The sequence below is a fragment of the Alkalicoccus daliensis genome, assembly GCF_900103955.1.
Taxonomy (GTDB): domain Bacteria; phylum Bacillota; class Bacilli; order Bacillales; family Salisediminibacteriaceae; genus Alkalicoccus; species Alkalicoccus daliensis.
In genome coordinates this window covers 586,747-602,924 of the sequence record NZ_FNIL01000001.1, presented here as the reverse complement: position 1 = coordinate 602,924, position 16,178 = coordinate 586,747, and the positions used below count along the sequence as shown (strand labels likewise).

The 16,178-nt window shown below is 38.7% G+C and carries 19 protein-coding genes; 13 read left to right on the top strand and 6 right to left on the bottom strand.

The features are described from left to right. Window positions 1-8 precede the first annotated feature (8 nt). Window positions 9-458 carry a hypothetical protein gene (locus tag BLP92_RS02925; RefSeq protein ID WP_139148909.1) on the top strand — a complete coding sequence of 150 codons (450 nt, stop codon included), beginning with the start codon at window positions 9-11 and terminating at the stop codon, window positions 456-458. A 213-nt stretch (window positions 459-671) separates the two neighbouring features. Here the strand turns inward: BLP92_RS02925 and cbpA are convergent, their stop codons facing one another. Then, window positions 672-1,301: a cyclic di-AMP binding protein CbpA gene (gene cbpA, locus BLP92_RS02920; protein WP_090840398.1), complete on the bottom strand. Its 630-nt coding sequence runs from the start codon at window positions 1,299-1,301 to the stop codon at window positions 672-674. Between the two features lie 191 nt (window positions 1,302-1,492). Between cbpA and BLP92_RS02915 the strand changes: the two genes are divergently transcribed. From BLP92_RS02915 to BLP92_RS02895, 5 genes are all read left to right on the top strand, one after another. Further along, entirely contained in the window at window positions 1,493-2,050 is a 558-nt protein-coding gene (locus BLP92_RS02915) for a cysteine hydrolase family protein (protein ID WP_425284403.1), read from the top strand. A gap of 42 nt (window positions 2,051-2,092) precedes the next feature. Further along, window positions 2,093-2,299 (top strand): hypothetical protein, encoded by a 207-nt coding sequence (locus BLP92_RS02910; protein ID WP_090840394.1) that lies wholly within the window; start codon window positions 2,093-2,095, stop codon window positions 2,297-2,299. 71 nt (window positions 2,300-2,370) lie between these two features. Continuing rightward, complete coding sequence (locus tag BLP92_RS02905) at window positions 2,371-2,982, top strand: cyclase family protein (RefSeq protein ID WP_090840393.1); 612 nt, start codon at window positions 2,371-2,373, stop codon at window positions 2,980-2,982. A gap of 7 nt (window positions 2,983-2,989) precedes the next feature. Further along, window positions 2,990-3,283, top strand: coding sequence for a thioredoxin family protein (locus BLP92_RS02900; protein ID WP_090840391.1), 294 nt, complete (start codon window positions 2,990-2,992; stop codon window positions 3,281-3,283). Further along, entirely contained in the window at window positions 3,283-3,705 is a 423-nt protein-coding gene (locus BLP92_RS02895; protein ID WP_090840389.1) for a TlpA family protein disulfide reductase, read from the top strand. The genes BLP92_RS02900 and BLP92_RS02895 overlap by 1 nt, the downstream gene beginning before the upstream one ends. Here BLP92_RS02895 and BLP92_RS02890 read toward each other — a convergent pair. Next, window positions 3,702-4,430 (bottom strand): metallophosphoesterase family protein, encoded by a 729-nt coding sequence (locus tag BLP92_RS02890; RefSeq protein ID WP_090840387.1) that lies wholly within the window; start codon window positions 4,428-4,430, stop codon window positions 3,702-3,704. The genes BLP92_RS02895 and BLP92_RS02890 overlap by 4 nt on opposite strands. A gap of 229 nt (window positions 4,431-4,659) precedes the next feature. Between BLP92_RS02890 and BLP92_RS02885 the strand changes: the two genes are divergently transcribed. The 4 genes from BLP92_RS02885 to BLP92_RS02870 are packed head-to-tail and all read left to right on the top strand — an operon-like array spanning window position 4,660 to window position 8,022. Next, window positions 4,660-5,781: a conserved virulence factor C family protein gene (locus tag BLP92_RS02885; protein ID WP_090840385.1), complete on the top strand. Its 1,122-nt coding sequence runs from the start codon at window positions 4,660-4,662 to the stop codon at window positions 5,779-5,781. Between the two features lie 12 nt (window positions 5,782-5,793). Beyond that, window positions 5,794-6,006 (top strand): hypothetical protein, encoded by a 213-nt coding sequence (locus tag BLP92_RS02880; protein ID WP_090840384.1) that lies wholly within the window; start codon window positions 5,794-5,796, stop codon window positions 6,004-6,006. 17 nt (window positions 6,007-6,023) lie between these two features. Next, window positions 6,024-6,503, top strand: coding sequence for a PH domain-containing protein (locus BLP92_RS02875; RefSeq protein WP_090840382.1), 480 nt, complete (start codon window positions 6,024-6,026; stop codon window positions 6,501-6,503). Beyond that, on the top strand, window positions 6,496-8,022 hold the full coding sequence (locus BLP92_RS02870) for a PH domain-containing protein (RefSeq protein WP_090840381.1): 1,527 nt from the start codon (window positions 6,496-6,498) through the stop codon (window positions 8,020-8,022). The genes BLP92_RS02875 and BLP92_RS02870 overlap by 8 nt, the downstream gene beginning before the upstream one ends. A gap of 110 nt (window positions 8,023-8,132) precedes the next feature. On the opposite strand, the gene BLP92_RS02865 is transcribed toward BLP92_RS02870, so the two are convergent. The 3 genes from BLP92_RS02865 to BLP92_RS02855 all read right to left on the bottom strand — a co-directional run bounded on the left by BLP92_RS02865 (window position 8,133) and on the right by BLP92_RS02855 (window position 11,358). Then, window positions 8,133-9,098 carry a DUF2777 family protein gene (locus BLP92_RS02865; protein ID WP_090840380.1) on the bottom strand — a complete coding sequence of 322 codons (966 nt, stop codon included), beginning with the start codon at window positions 9,096-9,098 and terminating at the stop codon, window positions 8,133-8,135. 191 nt (window positions 9,099-9,289) lie between these two features. Then, entirely contained in the window at window positions 9,290-10,267 is a 978-nt protein-coding gene (locus BLP92_RS02860; protein ID WP_090840378.1) for a hypothetical protein, read from the bottom strand. Between the two features lie 11 nt (window positions 10,268-10,278). Further along, window positions 10,279-11,358 carry a toxic anion resistance protein gene (locus tag BLP92_RS02855; RefSeq protein ID WP_090840376.1) on the bottom strand — a complete coding sequence of 360 codons (1,080 nt, stop codon included), beginning with the start codon at window positions 11,356-11,358 and terminating at the stop codon, window positions 10,279-10,281. A gap of 1,107 nt (window positions 11,359-12,465) precedes the next feature. Here BLP92_RS02855 and BLP92_RS02850 point away from each other — a divergent pair. The 3 genes from BLP92_RS02850 to tatC all read left to right on the top strand — a co-directional run bounded on the left by BLP92_RS02850 (window position 12,466) and on the right by tatC (window position 14,544). Continuing rightward, window positions 12,466-13,218 (top strand): NRDE family protein, encoded by a 753-nt coding sequence (locus tag BLP92_RS02850; RefSeq protein ID WP_175444158.1) that lies wholly within the window; start codon window positions 12,466-12,468, stop codon window positions 13,216-13,218. A gap of 326 nt (window positions 13,219-13,544) precedes the next feature. Continuing rightward, complete coding sequence (locus BLP92_RS02845) at window positions 13,545-13,724, top strand: twin-arginine translocase TatA/TatE family subunit (protein ID WP_090840373.1); 180 nt, start codon at window positions 13,545-13,547, stop codon at window positions 13,722-13,724. A gap of 88 nt (window positions 13,725-13,812) precedes the next feature. Then, on the top strand, window positions 13,813-14,544 hold the full coding sequence (gene tatC / locus BLP92_RS02840; RefSeq protein ID WP_244516630.1) for a twin-arginine translocase subunit TatC: 732 nt from the start codon (window positions 13,813-13,815) through the stop codon (window positions 14,542-14,544). 924 nt (window positions 14,545-15,468) lie between these two features. Here tatC and BLP92_RS02830 read toward each other — a convergent pair. Continuing rightward, window positions 15,469-16,140, bottom strand: a complete 672-nt coding sequence (locus tag BLP92_RS02830; protein ID WP_090840369.1) for a deoxynucleoside kinase — start codon at window positions 16,138-16,140, stop codon at window positions 15,469-15,471. Between the last annotated feature and the right edge of the window lie 38 nt (window positions 16,141-16,178).

Here is a 16,178-nt window from a genome sequence, read left to right as displayed (position 1 = left end):
GAGGATTCATGCGTAAAGCGTTAATACTTCTGATCGCTGCTTTCGTATTGACAGCTTGTGGAGAAGAAGGTGTGTGGGAAGAAGTTGATAGGGCAGGAGCAGAAGAAGAGGAAGAATTCATTCTAGAGTACATTTCAGCGTGGGAAGAAAGCTTGGAAGTACAGAGTTTTTCCGTACTTGAACCATATTATGTTTTAAATACTCACGGGTATCATACAGAAAGGCGTCAGCACCAGCAGCTTGTATCAAGCAGAAGTGTAGAAGCCCTGGAAGAACTGCACTCTATTTATCCGGAAGAAAATGAGTTTGGGGAAGAACGTGTACGATTAGAAGGGGTTTTTTCCACCACTGCTGGAGGGGAGAGTGTAGAAGAAGAACAGACAAGATATTATTATTTAATGAGAAAAAACGACGAATGGAAGATAGATGCAATAGGCAGGGAAAATCAATCTGAATAATAAGACACTGCAGGCCCGCTTAAAACTTTAAGCGGGCCTGCAGTGTCTTATTGTGAAAAATCTTGAGCATCTTTGCATTTAAACTATCACTTTCTGCCCCTGTAAAGCTGCATCCAAACGCTGGAAGAGCACGGCAAAGCTCAACTCGTATCGCAAACATCCGCTGAGACCGGGAAGAAAAAAGCATAACAGGTGTTGAAATGCGTATGAACCTTAAATTTTTTCTACATCGAAAACCCGAAAGCCGTCTCCTTCAAGCTGAGCAATCATCTTTTTTAAAGTTTCCGCCTGTATCTCTTTCGGAAGAGTAATAATAACCCTTCTAAAAAAAGTACTGTCATTATCCAGAGTCATCATACTATGTATAGGTGTAAACCTTTTTATGCTGGTCATAATAGAGCTGAGTGCCCCCTGGTATTCGTGTGTGGAAACTGTAAGAGTGTAATTGCCTTGTGCCACACCCCAGGAATCTTCGAGAATGGCCATAACATTTGCGTGTGTCAGAATACCGGAAAATAATCCGTCTTCATCCTGAACGGGGAGGTAGGGATATTTTTTAATACTTGAAAAAATCCTGAAAAATGAAGCAGTTTCTTCTATTGAAACATCACTGTCTTCTGCAAGTTTCATAATATTATCGCTTTCTGCTGCATCATTTTTCCATAGGGCCCTGTAAACTACCTGGGCATAAATATTTCCTTTAAAAACTTTTTCATCATCTGAAAGAATCGGAACACACCGGTAGCCGCTCTGTTCTAATATTGCTAAAGATTCAGCAAGGGTATTGGATTCTCTACAAACGGTAACTTTGTGTTTTGGAATAATATTGTACTTAATCTGCATGAGATCATTCCTTTCATTATCGAGTACTTTCCTTCTGATTATATACTAAAAACATGCTGAGACAAACTTTGGAAACGTATGCCATGTTAACCCGGGAATATGGCGGAAGTATCGGGGGAGGGTAAGAAAGGAAAAATTGATCTTTGTATATGCTATACTTAATTTAACAATTTAAAGGGGGATTCATGAATATGGAAGCCTTGCTGGTCATAGATTATACAAATGATTTTGTTGCCGAGAATGGGAAATTAACCTGTGGTGAACGTGGACAGTCTATTCAGGAAAGAGTGACAGAAATAACAAAAGAATTTATTGATAAAAAACAATATATTGTTTTCGCAATTGATGCACACGAAGAAGGGGATAACTACCATCCGGAATCAAAATTATTTCCTCCGCATAATCTTTTAGGCACTAAAGGAAGAAAGCTGTATGGCGTACTGGGAGATTATATTGATAATTTAAGAGATGAACCGTATGTGTGGATGGATAAAACCAGATACAGTGCATTTGCCGGTACAAACCTTGAGCTGAAACTGAGAGAACGCAACATTACGAAACTGCATTTGATCGGAGTCTGTACAGATATATGTATACTTCATACTGCTGTTGATGCTTATAATAAAGGTTTTCAGATCGTTGTTCACAGAGATGCCGTAGAAAGCTTTAATCCTGAGGGGCATGAATGGGCGCTTAACCATTTTAAAGACACGCTCGGAGCAGAAGTAACAGGAAAAAATGACGGTTAAAATTGTATTATGCAGGGTAAGTTTCTACAGGAGGGATAAACTATGGATTTACAATCAAGCAGAAAGAAATTAGTAGAAGTATCTCATGCCAGTCAGGAATTGAAAAATATGTATTTAAGAATGAATGAAAATGAGAGAAAAGAGTTTCTGATAGGTTATAAATTACCTACAGACGTAGATGAAATGGCAAGAATTTTATTTGACTGGTCTGAAGAGCAGGATGCACGCCAGCGTAATTTGAACGATTAAAAGTTTTAGATGCCTCCGCATTACTGGTAGGCATCTTTTCTTGATTCTTAATACTTTTCAGGAGGGCAGTTATGTGGATTGATATTTCACAGGAATTAAAAATCGGAATGAATGTTTGGCCTGGAGATGTAGAGTTTCAGTATCATAAAACATTAAAAATTTCAGAAGGAGACTCTGTGAATACTGGAAAAATCACAATGAGTTCTCACACAGGAACGCATATAGATGCCCCCTTCCACTATGATGATAACGGGATCTCTATAGAGAAAATGGATATAAACCGCTTGTCAGGTATTGCAGAAATTGTTAATTTAGAAGGGGTAAAACAAATAGATTATCATACAGTTGCTGGATTGCTGCCTTTTGAAACTACGATACTTATTTTTAAAACAACTGAGCAGGAGCATGATTATGATTCTTATCCCTCTTTTACAAAAGAGGCTGCAGAGCTGCTCTCAAAGAATGGCATTCAAATGATCGGCACAGATGGCCCTTCAGTAGACCCTTTAACAAGTAAAGATCTGCCGGCACATCATGCCTTTAATACCCATCACATATATATTCTGGAAGGACTACGTCTTCAACATGTGAACCCGGGGTTATACGAATTTATGGCGCTGCCTCTTCCGATTAAAGGCGCAGATGGGTCTCCAGTAAGAGCGGTGATAAGGGAAATGGAGTGAGAAGCTGATGGAAGAGATTGATAACTTTACAGCTGGAAAGGCGCAGGCTGCAATATATTTTTATACTCCTGCCTGTGGAACATGTGCGCTGGCAAAGTCCTATCTGACAGTGTTAAAAGAAGTACCTGAAATGCCGGAAGTATTAGAGCAGGATATTAATTATTTGCCTGAAGCAGCTGAAAAGTGGAGAATTGAAAGTGTACCTTGTTTAATAAAACTGGAAAACGGGGTTATAACAAATAAATTATATGCATTTGAAAACGTTACGAAAGTTTATAAATTCTTAAGAGGTGATGAATAATGGCAGCTCCCGATTTTAAATTACAGGATATTCATGGTGAAAAAACTTATACACTGGAAGATTTTAAAGGTAAACCAATACTATTAACTTTCTGGGTTTCTTGGTGCCCCGACTGTAATAGGGACCTTGAAGCCAAAAGAGCATTATATGATGCTATGAACACAAGTGCACTGGAAGTAGTAATGATAAACGTTCCTGGAAGAGAAGCAGAGAAGGATGCGGGTTTAAAGCACTATGAAGAAAAAGAATACCCGTTCCTTTCTTTACAGGATGACGGGCAGAAAACATATGATAAATATCAATGTATGACTGTACCAACTACAGTCGTGCTGAATAAAAATGGAGAACTGGAAGCGAAATTTCACGATAAAGCTTCAATTCAGGAAATGATGCCTGCCATTGCCAATGTTATGACAAATTAAGGTCTTTTCCCATAACGGTAAATGTGTGTCAGCAGTGAAACAGCAGCTTCAGGATACCCAGTCTCGTGCAGGTCTCTTACCGCTCTTTCAGTATCATAAGCAACTCTTCTGAACTGCATATGAATATCATTTTCTCTCGTTAAAATAGTATATGAAGCCCTCGGATCACCATCAAAAGGGAGCCCTACACTGCCTGGATTAAATATTTTTCTTCCATCAATATGCCTGAAATGACTTAAATGGATGTGTCCGTAAGTAAAAAATTCAGCTCGAGGATCTGCATCAATAAAAGTTGAGAATTCCTCATTTTTGCTTTCATCAGTTATTACATCAAATAAGCTTGAGGGGGTCGCATGACAAGCAAATAACTGACGTTTGTTAGTTAAAGGAATTTCTAAAGTAGCAGGCAGTTCATCCAGAAAACGCAGATCTTCCGTGCTGAGTAAAGAAGAGGTAAAAATCTGCTCTGCCTGCATCATTTCCAGTGCGGCGGGAGGGACTTCACCTTCTTTAATTCCGCGGACTGCCCACGCGTCGGCATTACCTTTTACAATTTTATCCGCCCGGCTGCGGACTAAATCCAGACACTCTTTAGGCTTTGGTCCTCTGTAGGAAATATCTCCCAGCATAAGAACGTCGGTGACATTTTGTGCTTCCATATCTTCAAGTACTGCCTGAAGTGCTGCTTCATTCCCATGAACATCTGAAAAAACTGCAAGTTTCATTATATTGCCTCCTTAATAATTAAGCGCTGCTGATGTAATGTGTCACTTTGAATTTGCGTTCCTTGCATCAAAAATAAACTGCGTTTACAAACAATGATTCAACAGTGCTTTGAGTAAGATATGGATTAAGCTTAACAAAACTTTTCTTCGTTAAAAAGGTTTTGCGCTTTTGAAGCGCTATTAAGAGTATGATACGATGAGAACGTTACATAAGAAAGGGGTAATAACTATGAAAATTATTGCTGTGGAACCGACTCCCAGTCCAAATACAATGAAATTTACTTTAAGTGAAGCTTTACCGCAGGGAAAAGCAAATAACTATAATCAGGATAATTTAAGCGATGCACCCGATTTTGTAAAAGATATTTTTGCGATTGAAGGAGTGAAAGGACTGTATCATGTTGCTGATTTTATCGCTGTAGACCGTCATCCGAAAGCTGACTGGCAGACGATTCTCCCAGAAGTGAAGAGTGTATTCGGCGAAGAGTCTGAAGAACTGGAAACAGCTAGTATAGATGAGCATTTCGGAGAAATTCAAGTTCAGGTCCAGATGTTTAAGGATATTCCAATGCAAGTAAAAGTTACTGATGGAGAAGAAGAACATAGAGAAGCGTTATCTCCGAAGTTTGTAGATGCAGTAACTTCAGCGACGAAACCAGAAGACAATGTAGTTATGCAGCGAAAATGGGTGGCTCAGATGCCCAGATACGGAGATCTTACAGATGTTGCGAAAGAAGTTGCAGAAGAACTGGAAGCAACTTATTCCATGGAGAGGCTGGATCAGCTTGTTGCTTCAGCTGCACTGCCTCCGGAGGAGCAGAAGACAACTCGTAAATGGTTGAAGGTAACGGAAGAAATGCTTGATGTGGAAGATTGGAAAAAGCGCTTTGCCCTTTTAGAGCAGATGGATCCAAAATTAGAAGACCTTCCTGTTCTGGAAAAAGCATTAAAGGATGTAAAACCTTCTATAAGACGGCTTGCAGTAGTGTATCTTGGTATGCTGGAAAGTGATGAGGCAATCCCTTATCTTGAAAAAGCTATGGAAGATAAATCAGTCACAGTAAGACGCACCGCAGGAGATGCATTTTCGGATTTAGGTAGTAAAGCAGGTATTGATGCAATGATTAAAGCATTAGAAGATAAAAGTAAGCTGGTCCGCTGGCGTGCAGCAATGTTTTTATATGAACTTGGGGATGAGCGTGCACTCCCGGCACTGAAACAAGCTGAAGGAGATACAGAGTTTGAAGTAAGCCTCCAGGCAAAGCTTGCCTCTGCCAGGATTGAAAAAGGAGAGGAAGCAAAAGGATCAGTATGGAAACAAATGTCTGAAGCTTTCGATAAAAATGAATAAGGAGATATAAATATGACAAGAGATGAATTAGTAAGACGTCTGGAAGATAACAATATGTCAGAAGCATTGGAACTGTTGACTGATGCGGAGAAAGGCGGTCTCGAAGAACTTGAACTGGCTCCTTCCATCGGACTGCTGCGGGACGAAGAATTAAATGATGCACTGCTTTCTTATTTAAAAGAGCAGGGTGTTGAAATTATTTACGTTAATGAAGAGGATGAATAAGAAACGGGGCGGTAAGCATGCGGTCTTTACCTGATAAATCACTTGCCCCAAAAGCATTGTCAGTTTGGAAAATCAGCGCTGTAATTGAATCTGTTTTTTTGTTTTTAATTCCACTGGCCTATTGGGGTACTATGCAGATCTGGGAACTTCCACTTTGGATTTTATATGCTTTAATTGCGTTTGCGGCAGTAATTGCTGTTTTAGATATCTTTATTATCCAGACGCTTAAGTGGAATCGATGGAAATATAAAGTTTACGAAAATGAAGTGGAATTAATGAGGGGAGTTTTTATTGTAGAACGTGTTATTATCCCGATGATCAGGGTGCAGCACGTTGACACGAGGCAGGGCCCTATTCTGCGCCATTATAAACTTGCAAGTGTTACAATTTCAACTGCGGCAACTGTGCATGAAATTCCAGGTCTGCAAATGGAAGTAGCAGATGAATTAAGAGATCAGATTGCACAACTTGCGAGAGAAGCTGATCCTGATGAATAACTGGCAGCGACAGCATCCCGCCGCAATTTTTATATCTTTTTTAAACAGCTTAAAACAGTTAATAGTAACTCTGGTACTTGTATTTATTTTCGGGCAAACATCCCAGGGGATGTCTTCCATCTTTTTCATCAGTTTTTTTCTTTTAATTTTATTCGGATCTCTTATCAGCGGCTTTATCGGCTGGTGGAAGTTTCAATACTACTTAAAAGAAGACGAACTACAGGTGAAGCAGGGATTGATTTTCAGGAAAAATAGATTTATCCGCCGAGACAGAGTGCAGAGTATCGACATTAATGCAAAGGTGATCCAGAGAATCTTCGGGCTTGTCGAGTTAAAAATAGAAACGGCCGGCGGGGGAAGTGAACCTGAATTCAGACTGATTGCTTTAAAAAGAGACGATGCTGAATTAATAAAAAAAGAACTCCTGGAAGGAAAATCGGCTTCTCAGGAAAAAGAAGGATATTTAGGAGAAATAAGTGAAGGAATGGCGCAGAGTCTTTCTTTATCAGATTATAAGGAAGCAGAGACAAAGGAACAAGAGAGCAGCAAAGCTTTTACATGGGATCTTACTCCAAAACGGTTGATTATTGCTGCTATTACATCCAGTGGAGTAGGGATTGCAGCCACTTTTATGGCAGCTGTTATTTCCCAGGTACCTCAGTTTCTCCCTGATTGGCTGATCAATATTGCAATTGGCTGGATTGTGCAGTCAAGCATTGTTTATGTAGGAATGTTTTTAGTAACAGTACTTATATCTGCATGGATTTTCACCATAATTTCTACAGTCTTAAAATACGGAATGTTTTCTGTTACAAAGCGGGGAAAAGATATTCATATCTCCCGTGGTGTTCTTGAACAGAGACAGTTAACTTTATATGAAAATAGAATAAATGCAGTAAGGATTGTTCAGAATGTACTGCGGCAGCCTTTTGGCTACTGTGCAGTATATGTGGAAAGTGCTGGAGGTGGGACGAAAGAGGAAGATTTATCGACGATCCTCCTGCCCCTATGTAAAAGAAATGAAGTAATGAATCTGCTTGAAGAATTAGTACCGGAATATGCTTTTGAAGTAAGTTATGAGTCTCTGCCGAAAGAAAGTATGCGAAGGTACATGATTAAATTATTTGTACCGTTGTTTATTGCTGCCGGGATAATTACCTACTTTTTCAGCTATGGATGGCTTGCTTTCATTTTTCCAATTGCAGGAGGAACATTAGGGTATATTCAGTATAAAACGGCAGGAATTGAATCTTTTAAAGAGTATTTATGCATTCGTTCGAGACAGCTTTCCAAGACAGAAGTATTTTTACCTAAAAGAAGAATCCAGGATATGGTGCATTCCCAAAATCCTTTACAGCGGTTAGATCAGCTTTTTACAATTGAAGTTTCAGTGCTGACTACAGTGGTAGGGAAAGTATTCTCTCTGAAACATATTTCTTCTCAGCAGAAAGAGAATTACATGGAATGGTATTCTTATGAAGAAAGTACAGAAACTTTGCTTCCGGAAGAAAATATTTAGTAAGGATTCTTTGAATCTTAATTTTCATAAAGCAGTTTACCATTCCATAAAGAAGACCTCGTTCATTGAACGAGGTCTTTTCAAAGCATTTATAATAATTTAAGTCTGGATTAATCCTGGGATACTTCTGTCGTGTAACTGGCAATCGAGCGGCTGCCTTTATCCGAAGTAAACTCAAAGCGGTCAAAAATATAATCCGTCGCTTTTTCTTTGATGATTCTTTCGTAGTGATGCTGTACGAGTATTTGATTTGATCCTGTAGAATAGGAGATAAAGTTAACCCCGCTAAATTGTTTTTCTTCAGGAGGAGCAAGTAATTGAATTAAAAGTGAGTTATGGCAGTGAACACAGTTTTCATGACCTATATTCAGCTGCTTTAAACCTTTTTCAAGTGCCTGTAGAGAAGCAGGTTCCAGTTCATTTGTGAGCATTTTATAAGGATCAAACTGCTCTTTGTTTAACCGGAGCATTGTCCCATCAGCTACTTTAAGCTGATTTCCTTCTTCCGTTCTGAAAAACAGGTCGTAATCATACCAGGCGGATACCCATTCAGCATCTATTTGGATCTCAAATTCAAATGGACAACCATCCAATAGCAGTGAATCTTCTTTTAACTCATCATAAATATAAAGATCTTTTCCTTTTTTAGTTACTTTATAATATACATAGGAAGCTTGATCCAGTACGTGTTCCATCTGCCATTTTTTAAGTTCCTGCTGAATAAGAAGAAGGTGATTTTCCTTCTGCTCAAGAATATCTCTTTCCTGATCCCATTCTCGCTTAAGCGCCTGCGCAAAGGATTCGCGATAGGATAATTTGAAATCACCGGAATAAATATCTATCTTACTTCCATTCACAGTGACGGATTCATCTTTTTCGTATGCAAGTGGAAGCATACTTTGTTCCGTCTTATCTAATAAAGGGGTTGATAATATACCTTTTATTGTAATCTTGCCAGACCATGGTTTTTTTGGTTCACTGATAATCTCGTTTAGCACACCAACATATTTTCCATATAGTCCTTTATTAATTACTACGAATTTATTCACATATTGTTTTGCAGTTTCTCTATCCATGAAAATCCCTCATTTTCTATCCATATAAGCCTGCAGAGGCTGTTTACCATATCTTATCATGGGAAGAGGGGAGACAACAAATGAGATTAACTGAGTGTTCGTGGAAAGGAGGGAAAAGAAAAATTATTTCAATGCGGGCGGCAGATCTAAAAAGAGCTGGAACATTTTAAATTGAATGTCCAGCCTTTTTCTTAATCGTTATCGATCTGTTTTTGATGCCTGCGCATCATGGTAGAGGTCTTTTCATTTTCCCGCGGCAGGTTTGGGTCATATCGCAAATCATTTAATTGCAATAGATGTTCCATCCGCTCCATTCTAGTAGCCTGCAGATCGTTTGCCTGCTTGTCTATAAATTGAAACATGTTTAAAAGAGACTGCTGCACTCTGGGATAAGATTCTTTTTTTTGTTCATTGGAAAGTGAATCGTACGTCTGCAGAAGATTGGGAATATCGTGCAGAATCATCCTTTTAAGATGATGTTTTTCTTCCACATCGAGTAAAGAATATTCTTCAGAAGTCTTTTGCATAGAACCATACATTTTATCTAGTTGCAGTAATAGTGGATGATCCAGGTGCTTGAATCTTTTTTGTGCATCTGACAAAGCATCCACCAAAGAAGCTGCTTCCTGCGCAATGGTCATATTTGTACTTTGCGCGACGGGCTCAGATTGTGGAAGCTCTTTAGGAAGAGGCTCTCCAGCGATTGACAGGTCGAGTCTGTGCACGTGATAAAAAATAGACTGAAACAGAGGATGTTTTCTTACGCTTCTTACCTGAGTTTTCCCATCTTTTTGAAAATAAATAGTGGAATCTATTAATTTGCCTGTCCCTGACTCTTGTTTAATATGGCTTCTGAACATTGTGATGAATACGCGTTTTTTCATCGCAGAAGCAGATTTTTGCGTGTCGATCATTTCCACGTGAATTTTTCTCTGTTTTATTTTAATTTTGTAGGTGAATCCCTGTATGCTCCGTTTAAATGTTTTGTTTACCCGGGGCAGCTCGGATAAAGCTGCCAGGTCAGATATAAATTCTTCTGCTTCGTATACAAATTCCCTTGTATGCTCATTCATTAAGCCGGGTTCATCCAGAGGTTTCATATAACTAGGCAGAAACGGAAGCAGCCAGCTTTGTTCAGTTAATTTATCCCGCCAATTCATCACCGCCACAGTTCACCCTCCTATTCAAGCAGTTTTTTCTCCATCTGCTGGTTTAGTTCATCCATTTCAGTAATGAATTTCTTGCTGGAAGTAATAATACGCTCATTGGACTGCTCTGTCATTTCAATTGCAGAATAAACATCTTCATATGCTTTCCGGAAAGTTTCCAGGGCAATAGCTGGCTCTTCCAGAGTTTTTAAAGTTTGTTCTGTATTTGTTTTCAGCATTTCAGCGTTACTTAAAAGCATTTGTTCAGTTGATTTATTGACATTCTGTACTGCATCAATTACCTGACGCTGATTACTTAATGAAAGTTGAATGGAAGCAGTAACAGTAATTATATTTTTTGTCATAGTAATAGAGTTGAATATTGCCTCTTCAAGCTTATCGTTGTTTTCTACTATTATATCTACCGAAGCAAGAGACTGTTGCAGTACAAGCACGGCCTGCTGCATGTTTTTCACTCTGGAAAGAACTTTCTGCTGGCCTTTCTGCACTGGAGATGGGTCATCTTTCCATTCAGGCTTCTTCAGTTCTTCTTCCAGCATTGAATTTAATTGTTTTCCCACTTCAATCTGCTCTGTTAATCCGCTGATCCTTTCCCGCGCCACGCCTTTTAACTGGTGAAGCATGACAGTGTCTTCCTGCAGTTTGTCTTTTCCATGAAGCAGTGCTTCAATAATCGTATCCACTTCAGACTCTACAGACTGATATTTTCTTGCATATTTTTCTATCGGACTTTTGCGCGCTACCTTTGATAAAAACTGTTTGAACTTTCCCTGTTGTAAATAGTTCGGTTCAAGCTCAGCTACTACTTCTTTCAGTTTGCTCAATTGATCGGGCAGGCTGTGATTAGGATCATTCATCATATCACTCACTGGTCTTTTGAGTGCTTCCAGCGACTCACCAGCTTTTTCCTGTTCTTTTGTGCCTAAAGATCCGATGGAATCGAGGATCTTATCAATATTGGAAGTATCACGCAATCCCGAAACGATAGCTTCCGCTTCACTGTTAACAGGCTGGTGTTTTTCATTGTTATTGTCTTCATTTATAGGGTTCTGCTCCTGCGGGTTATTAAACTCGTTATTTTGTTCAGACATATATATACCCCTCCCAATTCTCTTCTATTAATACTCTATATACGCTGCTATCTTATATAAGTTTCATTCCCATTATACTCTCTCATTAACCGCCATACAATTGTCACAGCGTCCTGCATAATTAGGGTGTATATAGATACGTCCTGAGACTTAGGCAAAGGAAGACCCGGTTAGTGTCCAGGACACTGCAGACCTTGCAAAAATTTTTCATTGAAATCGACTTAAACTAAAAGATTTTATAACATCAGGCAGTCAGGGGGTATATAAAAAAAGCTGCCTTAATAAAAGTTTTGCTAAAAAGAAATAATAGTACTTCTTCATTTTCAGAGAGGCTTACCCAAAGGTTTGTGTTCGACTAATTTTGGTGAAAAGAATGTCCGCAAACATCGATTCTCTAACTTCGCACATCTATTGGGTATCCTCTCCTTCGTTAGAGAGTAGTATTAATTTTCATATTTCATGGTGCAATAATTTTGCATGAGTGTCTCTGTTAAAATCGTGAGTGGTTAGGAGGATAGTACGCTTGCAGCTCCTTTTTATCCACCTGCCGTGGAGAACCCCTTTAGCAGTCTTTACTTTTTAAAAAAGGGACCGTCGAGCAAACCATATACCGCCAGCTTACGAGCATGAGCATGGCAGGCTATACTCCAGCTCAAAGGTTCGTTTAAGGGCCTGAATGAATCTTTGATCTTCAAGCTTTCTTTTTCCGTAGGGGTTTTTAAAATCACCTCGTCAGCGCTTTTGGTGTTAAAGGATTCGAATGGGAAGCCTATATCTGCTTTGGCTTTACAGAAGGAAGAACAAAACAGAAATTGGCCCACGTCTTTTTCAGAGATTGTATTGTATCGCTCGGCGTTGAATTTTTCACAGCTTTGAAAGAATGAACTTAACAATTAATTGTTAATAACTAACTGTAAGGATGAAGCAAATTATTAAACATCTACCTGCTGTTCTTGATATACTTGTCAGCGTAGATGAATAATGGCTACAGCTGTGTTAATGATGCTTTGTATTCTACAAAAATATCGGTTTCTCAAATTTCTAATAAAGTAAAAATTAATAATCTAAGGTGATAGAAAACCAATTCTAAAAAGGGAGATGAATCATGTGTGTATTATTGGTACGGCTCTCCAGGTTCATGAATCATTTCCGTTTATACTAGCTGCTAACAGAGATGAGTTTATTCAAAGACCTGCCTCCTCAGCACACTGGTGGAATGGGAATTTTGTAGCAGGAAAGGATTTATCCCAGGGGGGAACTTGGCTTGGTCTTGCACAGGATGGGAAAATCGGTGCGTTAACAAACGTGAGAGCCCCCGAAGAAGACGGATTGGCAGAATATTCACGAGGAATGCTGATTCCATTATGGCTGAAAGAAGGAGAGATAACTTCTCTGCTGGAAAAGAAATTTAAGTTTGGTGGATTTAATATGTTTTATGGCACAATTAAAGATTTATATTATGTTTCAAACAAAACGAATAAGTTTATTAAGTTAGAAACAGGCATTCATACAATTTCCAATGCAGATTTATCAACAGAGTGGCCTAAGACAGCACAATTGAAAAAAGATTTCGAGTCGTTTATGGATCTGCCGAAAAATCAATTAATTGAAGCACTTTTTTCAGCATTGTATAAAAAAGAAAAATGGCCTGATAAAGTTCTCCCGGATACGGGGGTAGGGTTAGAACTGGAACGGTCACTTTCTCCTGCTTTTATTGAAATGGAAGATTACGGTACAAGATGTTCCACTGTTATACTCGTAAATAATGATGGAGTAGCAACATTTATAGAAAGGTCGTTTCGGCCGCAGGAAAAAGAAGTCTGCTATCAATTCCAGCTCCAAATTAAGCCGGATAAATAATACTAACCAGAGTGTTGAAAAGTATTTTTATTTGGCTCTGATGTGGCGTGCCTGCAGCAGGAAAAGAGTCACCGGAAGAAGCTGAAAACAAGCATTCAGGTTACCGCCTGAATGCGATGGAGAACACTATTCACATTACAATATTTACATACTTTGTATTCGAATTTGTCTCCACTCTGAGGAACGGTTATTTTTGAAAGTGCATATGTTTATTAGCATTCGAAAATTCATGGTTCTGTAACTTTTTACTCCTAGTACCATTACGTTAATTGTGTTATGATGTACCCAGTTATCGATCCATTTGCAGGATCAAGGAGGTTAAAGTTATGTTAGGCGGTATTGGTATTCCAGGTTTAATATTAATTCTCGTTATTGCGCTAGTTATTTTTGGCCCTAAAAAGCTTCCGGAGATTGGGAAAGCGATGGGAGAAACGCTCAAGGAATTCAGGAATTCTACGAAGGACTTGACTCAGGACGACGAGAAAGACAATAAAAAGCAGCAGTAAGCAAAACATTTAAGGGAAGCTTGCTCAAGTAAAAGCTTGAGCTGGCTTCTCTTTTGTGCTCATAAAATAGATTGAGGGAGAAGGTTTCATGGCTGCAGGAAATAATATGGAAATTGTAGAACATTTAGATGAATTAAGAAAAAGACTTATAATAATTATTGGTACATTTATACTTTCGTTCATACTGGCCTTTGTATTTGTACAGGATATTTATTCCTGGCTGACGAGAGATTTAGATACGGCACTGGCAGTGCTTGGCCCCCTGGATATCATATTAATTTATTTTAGTATCGCAGCGGTAGCTGCGCTTGCATTAACGGTACCAGTTATTATCTTTCAACTCTGGCTTTTTGTTAAGCCGGGACTTACGCCTGAAGAACAAAGGGCTTCAAGCCTTTATATACCTGCTTCTTTTATTTTGTTTGCAGGAGGGCTGGCATTTGGTTATTTCATCGTGCTGCCGCTCGTATTAGATTTTCTTTTAAACTTGGGAGCAGGAACGTTTGAAACAGTGTTTACAGCAGATCGATATTTTCAGTTTATTTTAAGAATGACAGTACCTTTTAGTGTACTGTTTGAAATGCCTCTGGTAGTAATGTTTTTAACTTCCATTGGAGCCATTACTCCTCAGGGGATGCATAAAAACAGAAAATACGCTTACTTTGTAATTGTAATTGTAAGTGTACTTGTTTCTCCACCGGATTTTTTATCTGACATACTCGTAATAATACCACTAATTTTCTTATATGAAGTGAGTATCAGTCTTTCTAAAGTTGTATACAAAAAGCGATTGAAAAGACTTGAAAATGAAAAATATTGATAAATTATTAAAGAGCCTTTCTTATGAGAAGGGTTCTTTTTTTACGCTTTACTTTAGGCTGCCTTGAAATAAAAGTTTCGCTAAAAAGAAGTAATACTGCTGCTTCACTTTCGGAGAGGCTTACCCAAGGGCTTATTCTCGACTAATTTTGGCGGAAAGACCGTCCACCAAAATGGATTCTCGAACGGCGCTGATCCTTTGGGTGTCCTCTCCTTCGTTACGCAGCAGTATTAGTTTTCACCTTTCATGATGCAGTTTCTTTCTGCATGAGTGTCTCTGTTAAAGCTGGTGTTGATATAAGAAAGGTACGCCTGCGGCTCTTTTTTATTCGCTTCCTGCAGAGAAATCCTTCAGTTGTCCCTTGAAAATAAGCAGAGGGCCATGCAGCTAATCCAAGCAATCCAAGTAAGACAAAGAAAGACAAAGAAAGACCATCTTCCTGGATGCAAGACTTTGGCAGGCTTCCTTCCTGCTTTTAAAGTTCGTCTGCAGTTAGAGACGAACCATCAATCTTCACGCTTTCTATTCCGCAGGCGTCTTGAGGAGAAAGTTCCCTCCGGAAAGCATCCGGTGGGAGCACTGTCTCTTACCGCATTCCAGATAAGAAGCTTCTTTTTTGTTTTTAGAAAGAAACAAGAGATATCAATTGGATAAGCAACATAGGTGGAGTATTAATTCATTTATAATGCTGGGAAGTTTTCTCCGGAAGCGCAGGCAATAGCATTCGCTGCTGTAACTGCAGAAGTCATAAAAAACCGCCTCAATCCGTTTTGTATACATAAACAGATTGAAACGGTTTTCTTTCATTTTTATAGCAGTCTGGAAAGAGATGATGACTAACTACTGATCAAAATACCTCAAGTAAAACAAGAATATAATATTTATTTACTAATATAAGTGAAAGCGGGCACCACCTTCCTGTGCCTATCTATAAATAACGTGTTTGGAAGAAGGGCTGGCCTGCAGAGCTTCAACTGCACGAATAATCTCTCTCATGGAATCCAGATCGTTGCAATCATAGTTATCAATATCTAAATGCAATACCGGACACTCCTGAAAATTTTCAATCCATTGCTGGTAACGGTTATATAAATCTTTCCAGAATTCTGGAGGAGTATCAATTTCCATCTGCCGTCCACGACTATGGATACGGTCCATGATACTCTCAAAAGATCCATTAATGTAAATCAAAACATCTGGTTTTGGAAAATATGGATTCATTACCATCGCCTCAAACAAAGAATGATATGTATTGAAATCTCTGGAAGTCATATTTCCCTGATCATACTGCAGTTTTGCAAAAATTCCTACGTCTTCATAAATACTTCGATCCTGTACATATCCAAGGCCCTCTTCATGCATTTGCTTTTGTTGTTTAAATCTTTCAGCTAAAAAATACATTTGTAAATGGAAAGACCACTTTTTAAAATCATGATAGTAATCCTCCAAGTATGGATTCCCATCTACTTTTTCAAAAGCAGCTTTAAAGCCCAATGTCTCTGCAAGAGTTTTTGTTAAAGTTGACTTTCCTACACCGACAGTACCGGCTAAAGTTATTAAAGAGTCTGGTTTTAGTTTATGAGCAATAGGGGTCATAATATCCGCTCCTTCAAATTTTAAATTAGTCAATAATA

Coding starts and splice junctions, on each gene's coding strand:
- BLP92_RS02885 (WP_090840385.1), top strand. CDS start 4,660: ATGAAAATTATTGCTGTGGAACCGACTCCCAGTCCAAATACAATGAAA.
- BLP92_RS02855 (WP_090840376.1), bottom strand. CDS start 11,358: ATGTCTGAACAAAATAACGAGTTTAATAACCCGCAGGAGCAGAACCCT.
- BLP92_RS02915 (WP_425284403.1), top strand. CDS start 1,493: ATGGAAGCCTTGCTGGTCATAGATTATACAAATGATTTTGTTGCCGAG.
- BLP92_RS02830 (WP_090840369.1), bottom strand. CDS start 16,140: ATGACCCCTATTGCTCATAAACTAAAACCAGACTCTTTAATAACTTTA.
- cbpA (WP_090840398.1), bottom strand. CDS start 1,301: ATGCAGATTAAGTACAATATTATTCCAAAACACAAAGTTACCGTTTGT.
- BLP92_RS02900 (WP_090840391.1), top strand. CDS start 2,990: ATGGAAGAGATTGATAACTTTACAGCTGGAAAGGCGCAGGCTGCAATA.
- BLP92_RS02875 (WP_090840382.1), top strand. CDS start 6,024: ATGCGGTCTTTACCTGATAAATCACTTGCCCCAAAAGCATTGTCAGTT.
- tatC (WP_244516630.1), top strand. CDS start 13,813: ATGGCTGCAGGAAATAATATGGAAATTGTAGAACATTTAGATGAATTA.
- BLP92_RS02905 (WP_090840393.1), top strand. CDS start 2,371: ATGTGGATTGATATTTCACAGGAATTAAAAATCGGAATGAATGTTTGG.
- BLP92_RS02910 (WP_090840394.1), top strand. CDS start 2,093: ATGGATTTACAATCAAGCAGAAAGAAATTAGTAGAAGTATCTCATGCC.
- BLP92_RS02895 (WP_090840389.1), top strand. CDS start 3,283: ATGGCAGCTCCCGATTTTAAATTACAGGATATTCATGGTGAAAAAACT.
- BLP92_RS02880 (WP_090840384.1), top strand. CDS start 5,794: ATGACAAGAGATGAATTAGTAAGACGTCTGGAAGATAACAATATGTCA.
- BLP92_RS02890 (WP_090840387.1), bottom strand. CDS start 4,430: ATGAAACTTGCAGTTTTTTCAGATGTTCATGGGAATGAAGCAGCACTT.
- BLP92_RS02865 (WP_090840380.1), bottom strand. CDS start 9,098: ATGGATAGAGAAACTGCAAAACAATATGTGAATAAATTCGTAGTAATT.
- BLP92_RS02845 (WP_090840373.1), top strand. CDS start 13,545: ATGTTAGGCGGTATTGGTATTCCAGGTTTAATATTAATTCTCGTTATT.
- BLP92_RS02870 (WP_090840381.1), top strand. CDS start 6,496: ATGAATAACTGGCAGCGACAGCATCCCGCCGCAATTTTTATATCTTTT.
- BLP92_RS02925 (WP_139148909.1), top strand. CDS start 9: ATGCGTAAAGCGTTAATACTTCTGATCGCTGCTTTCGTATTGACAGCT.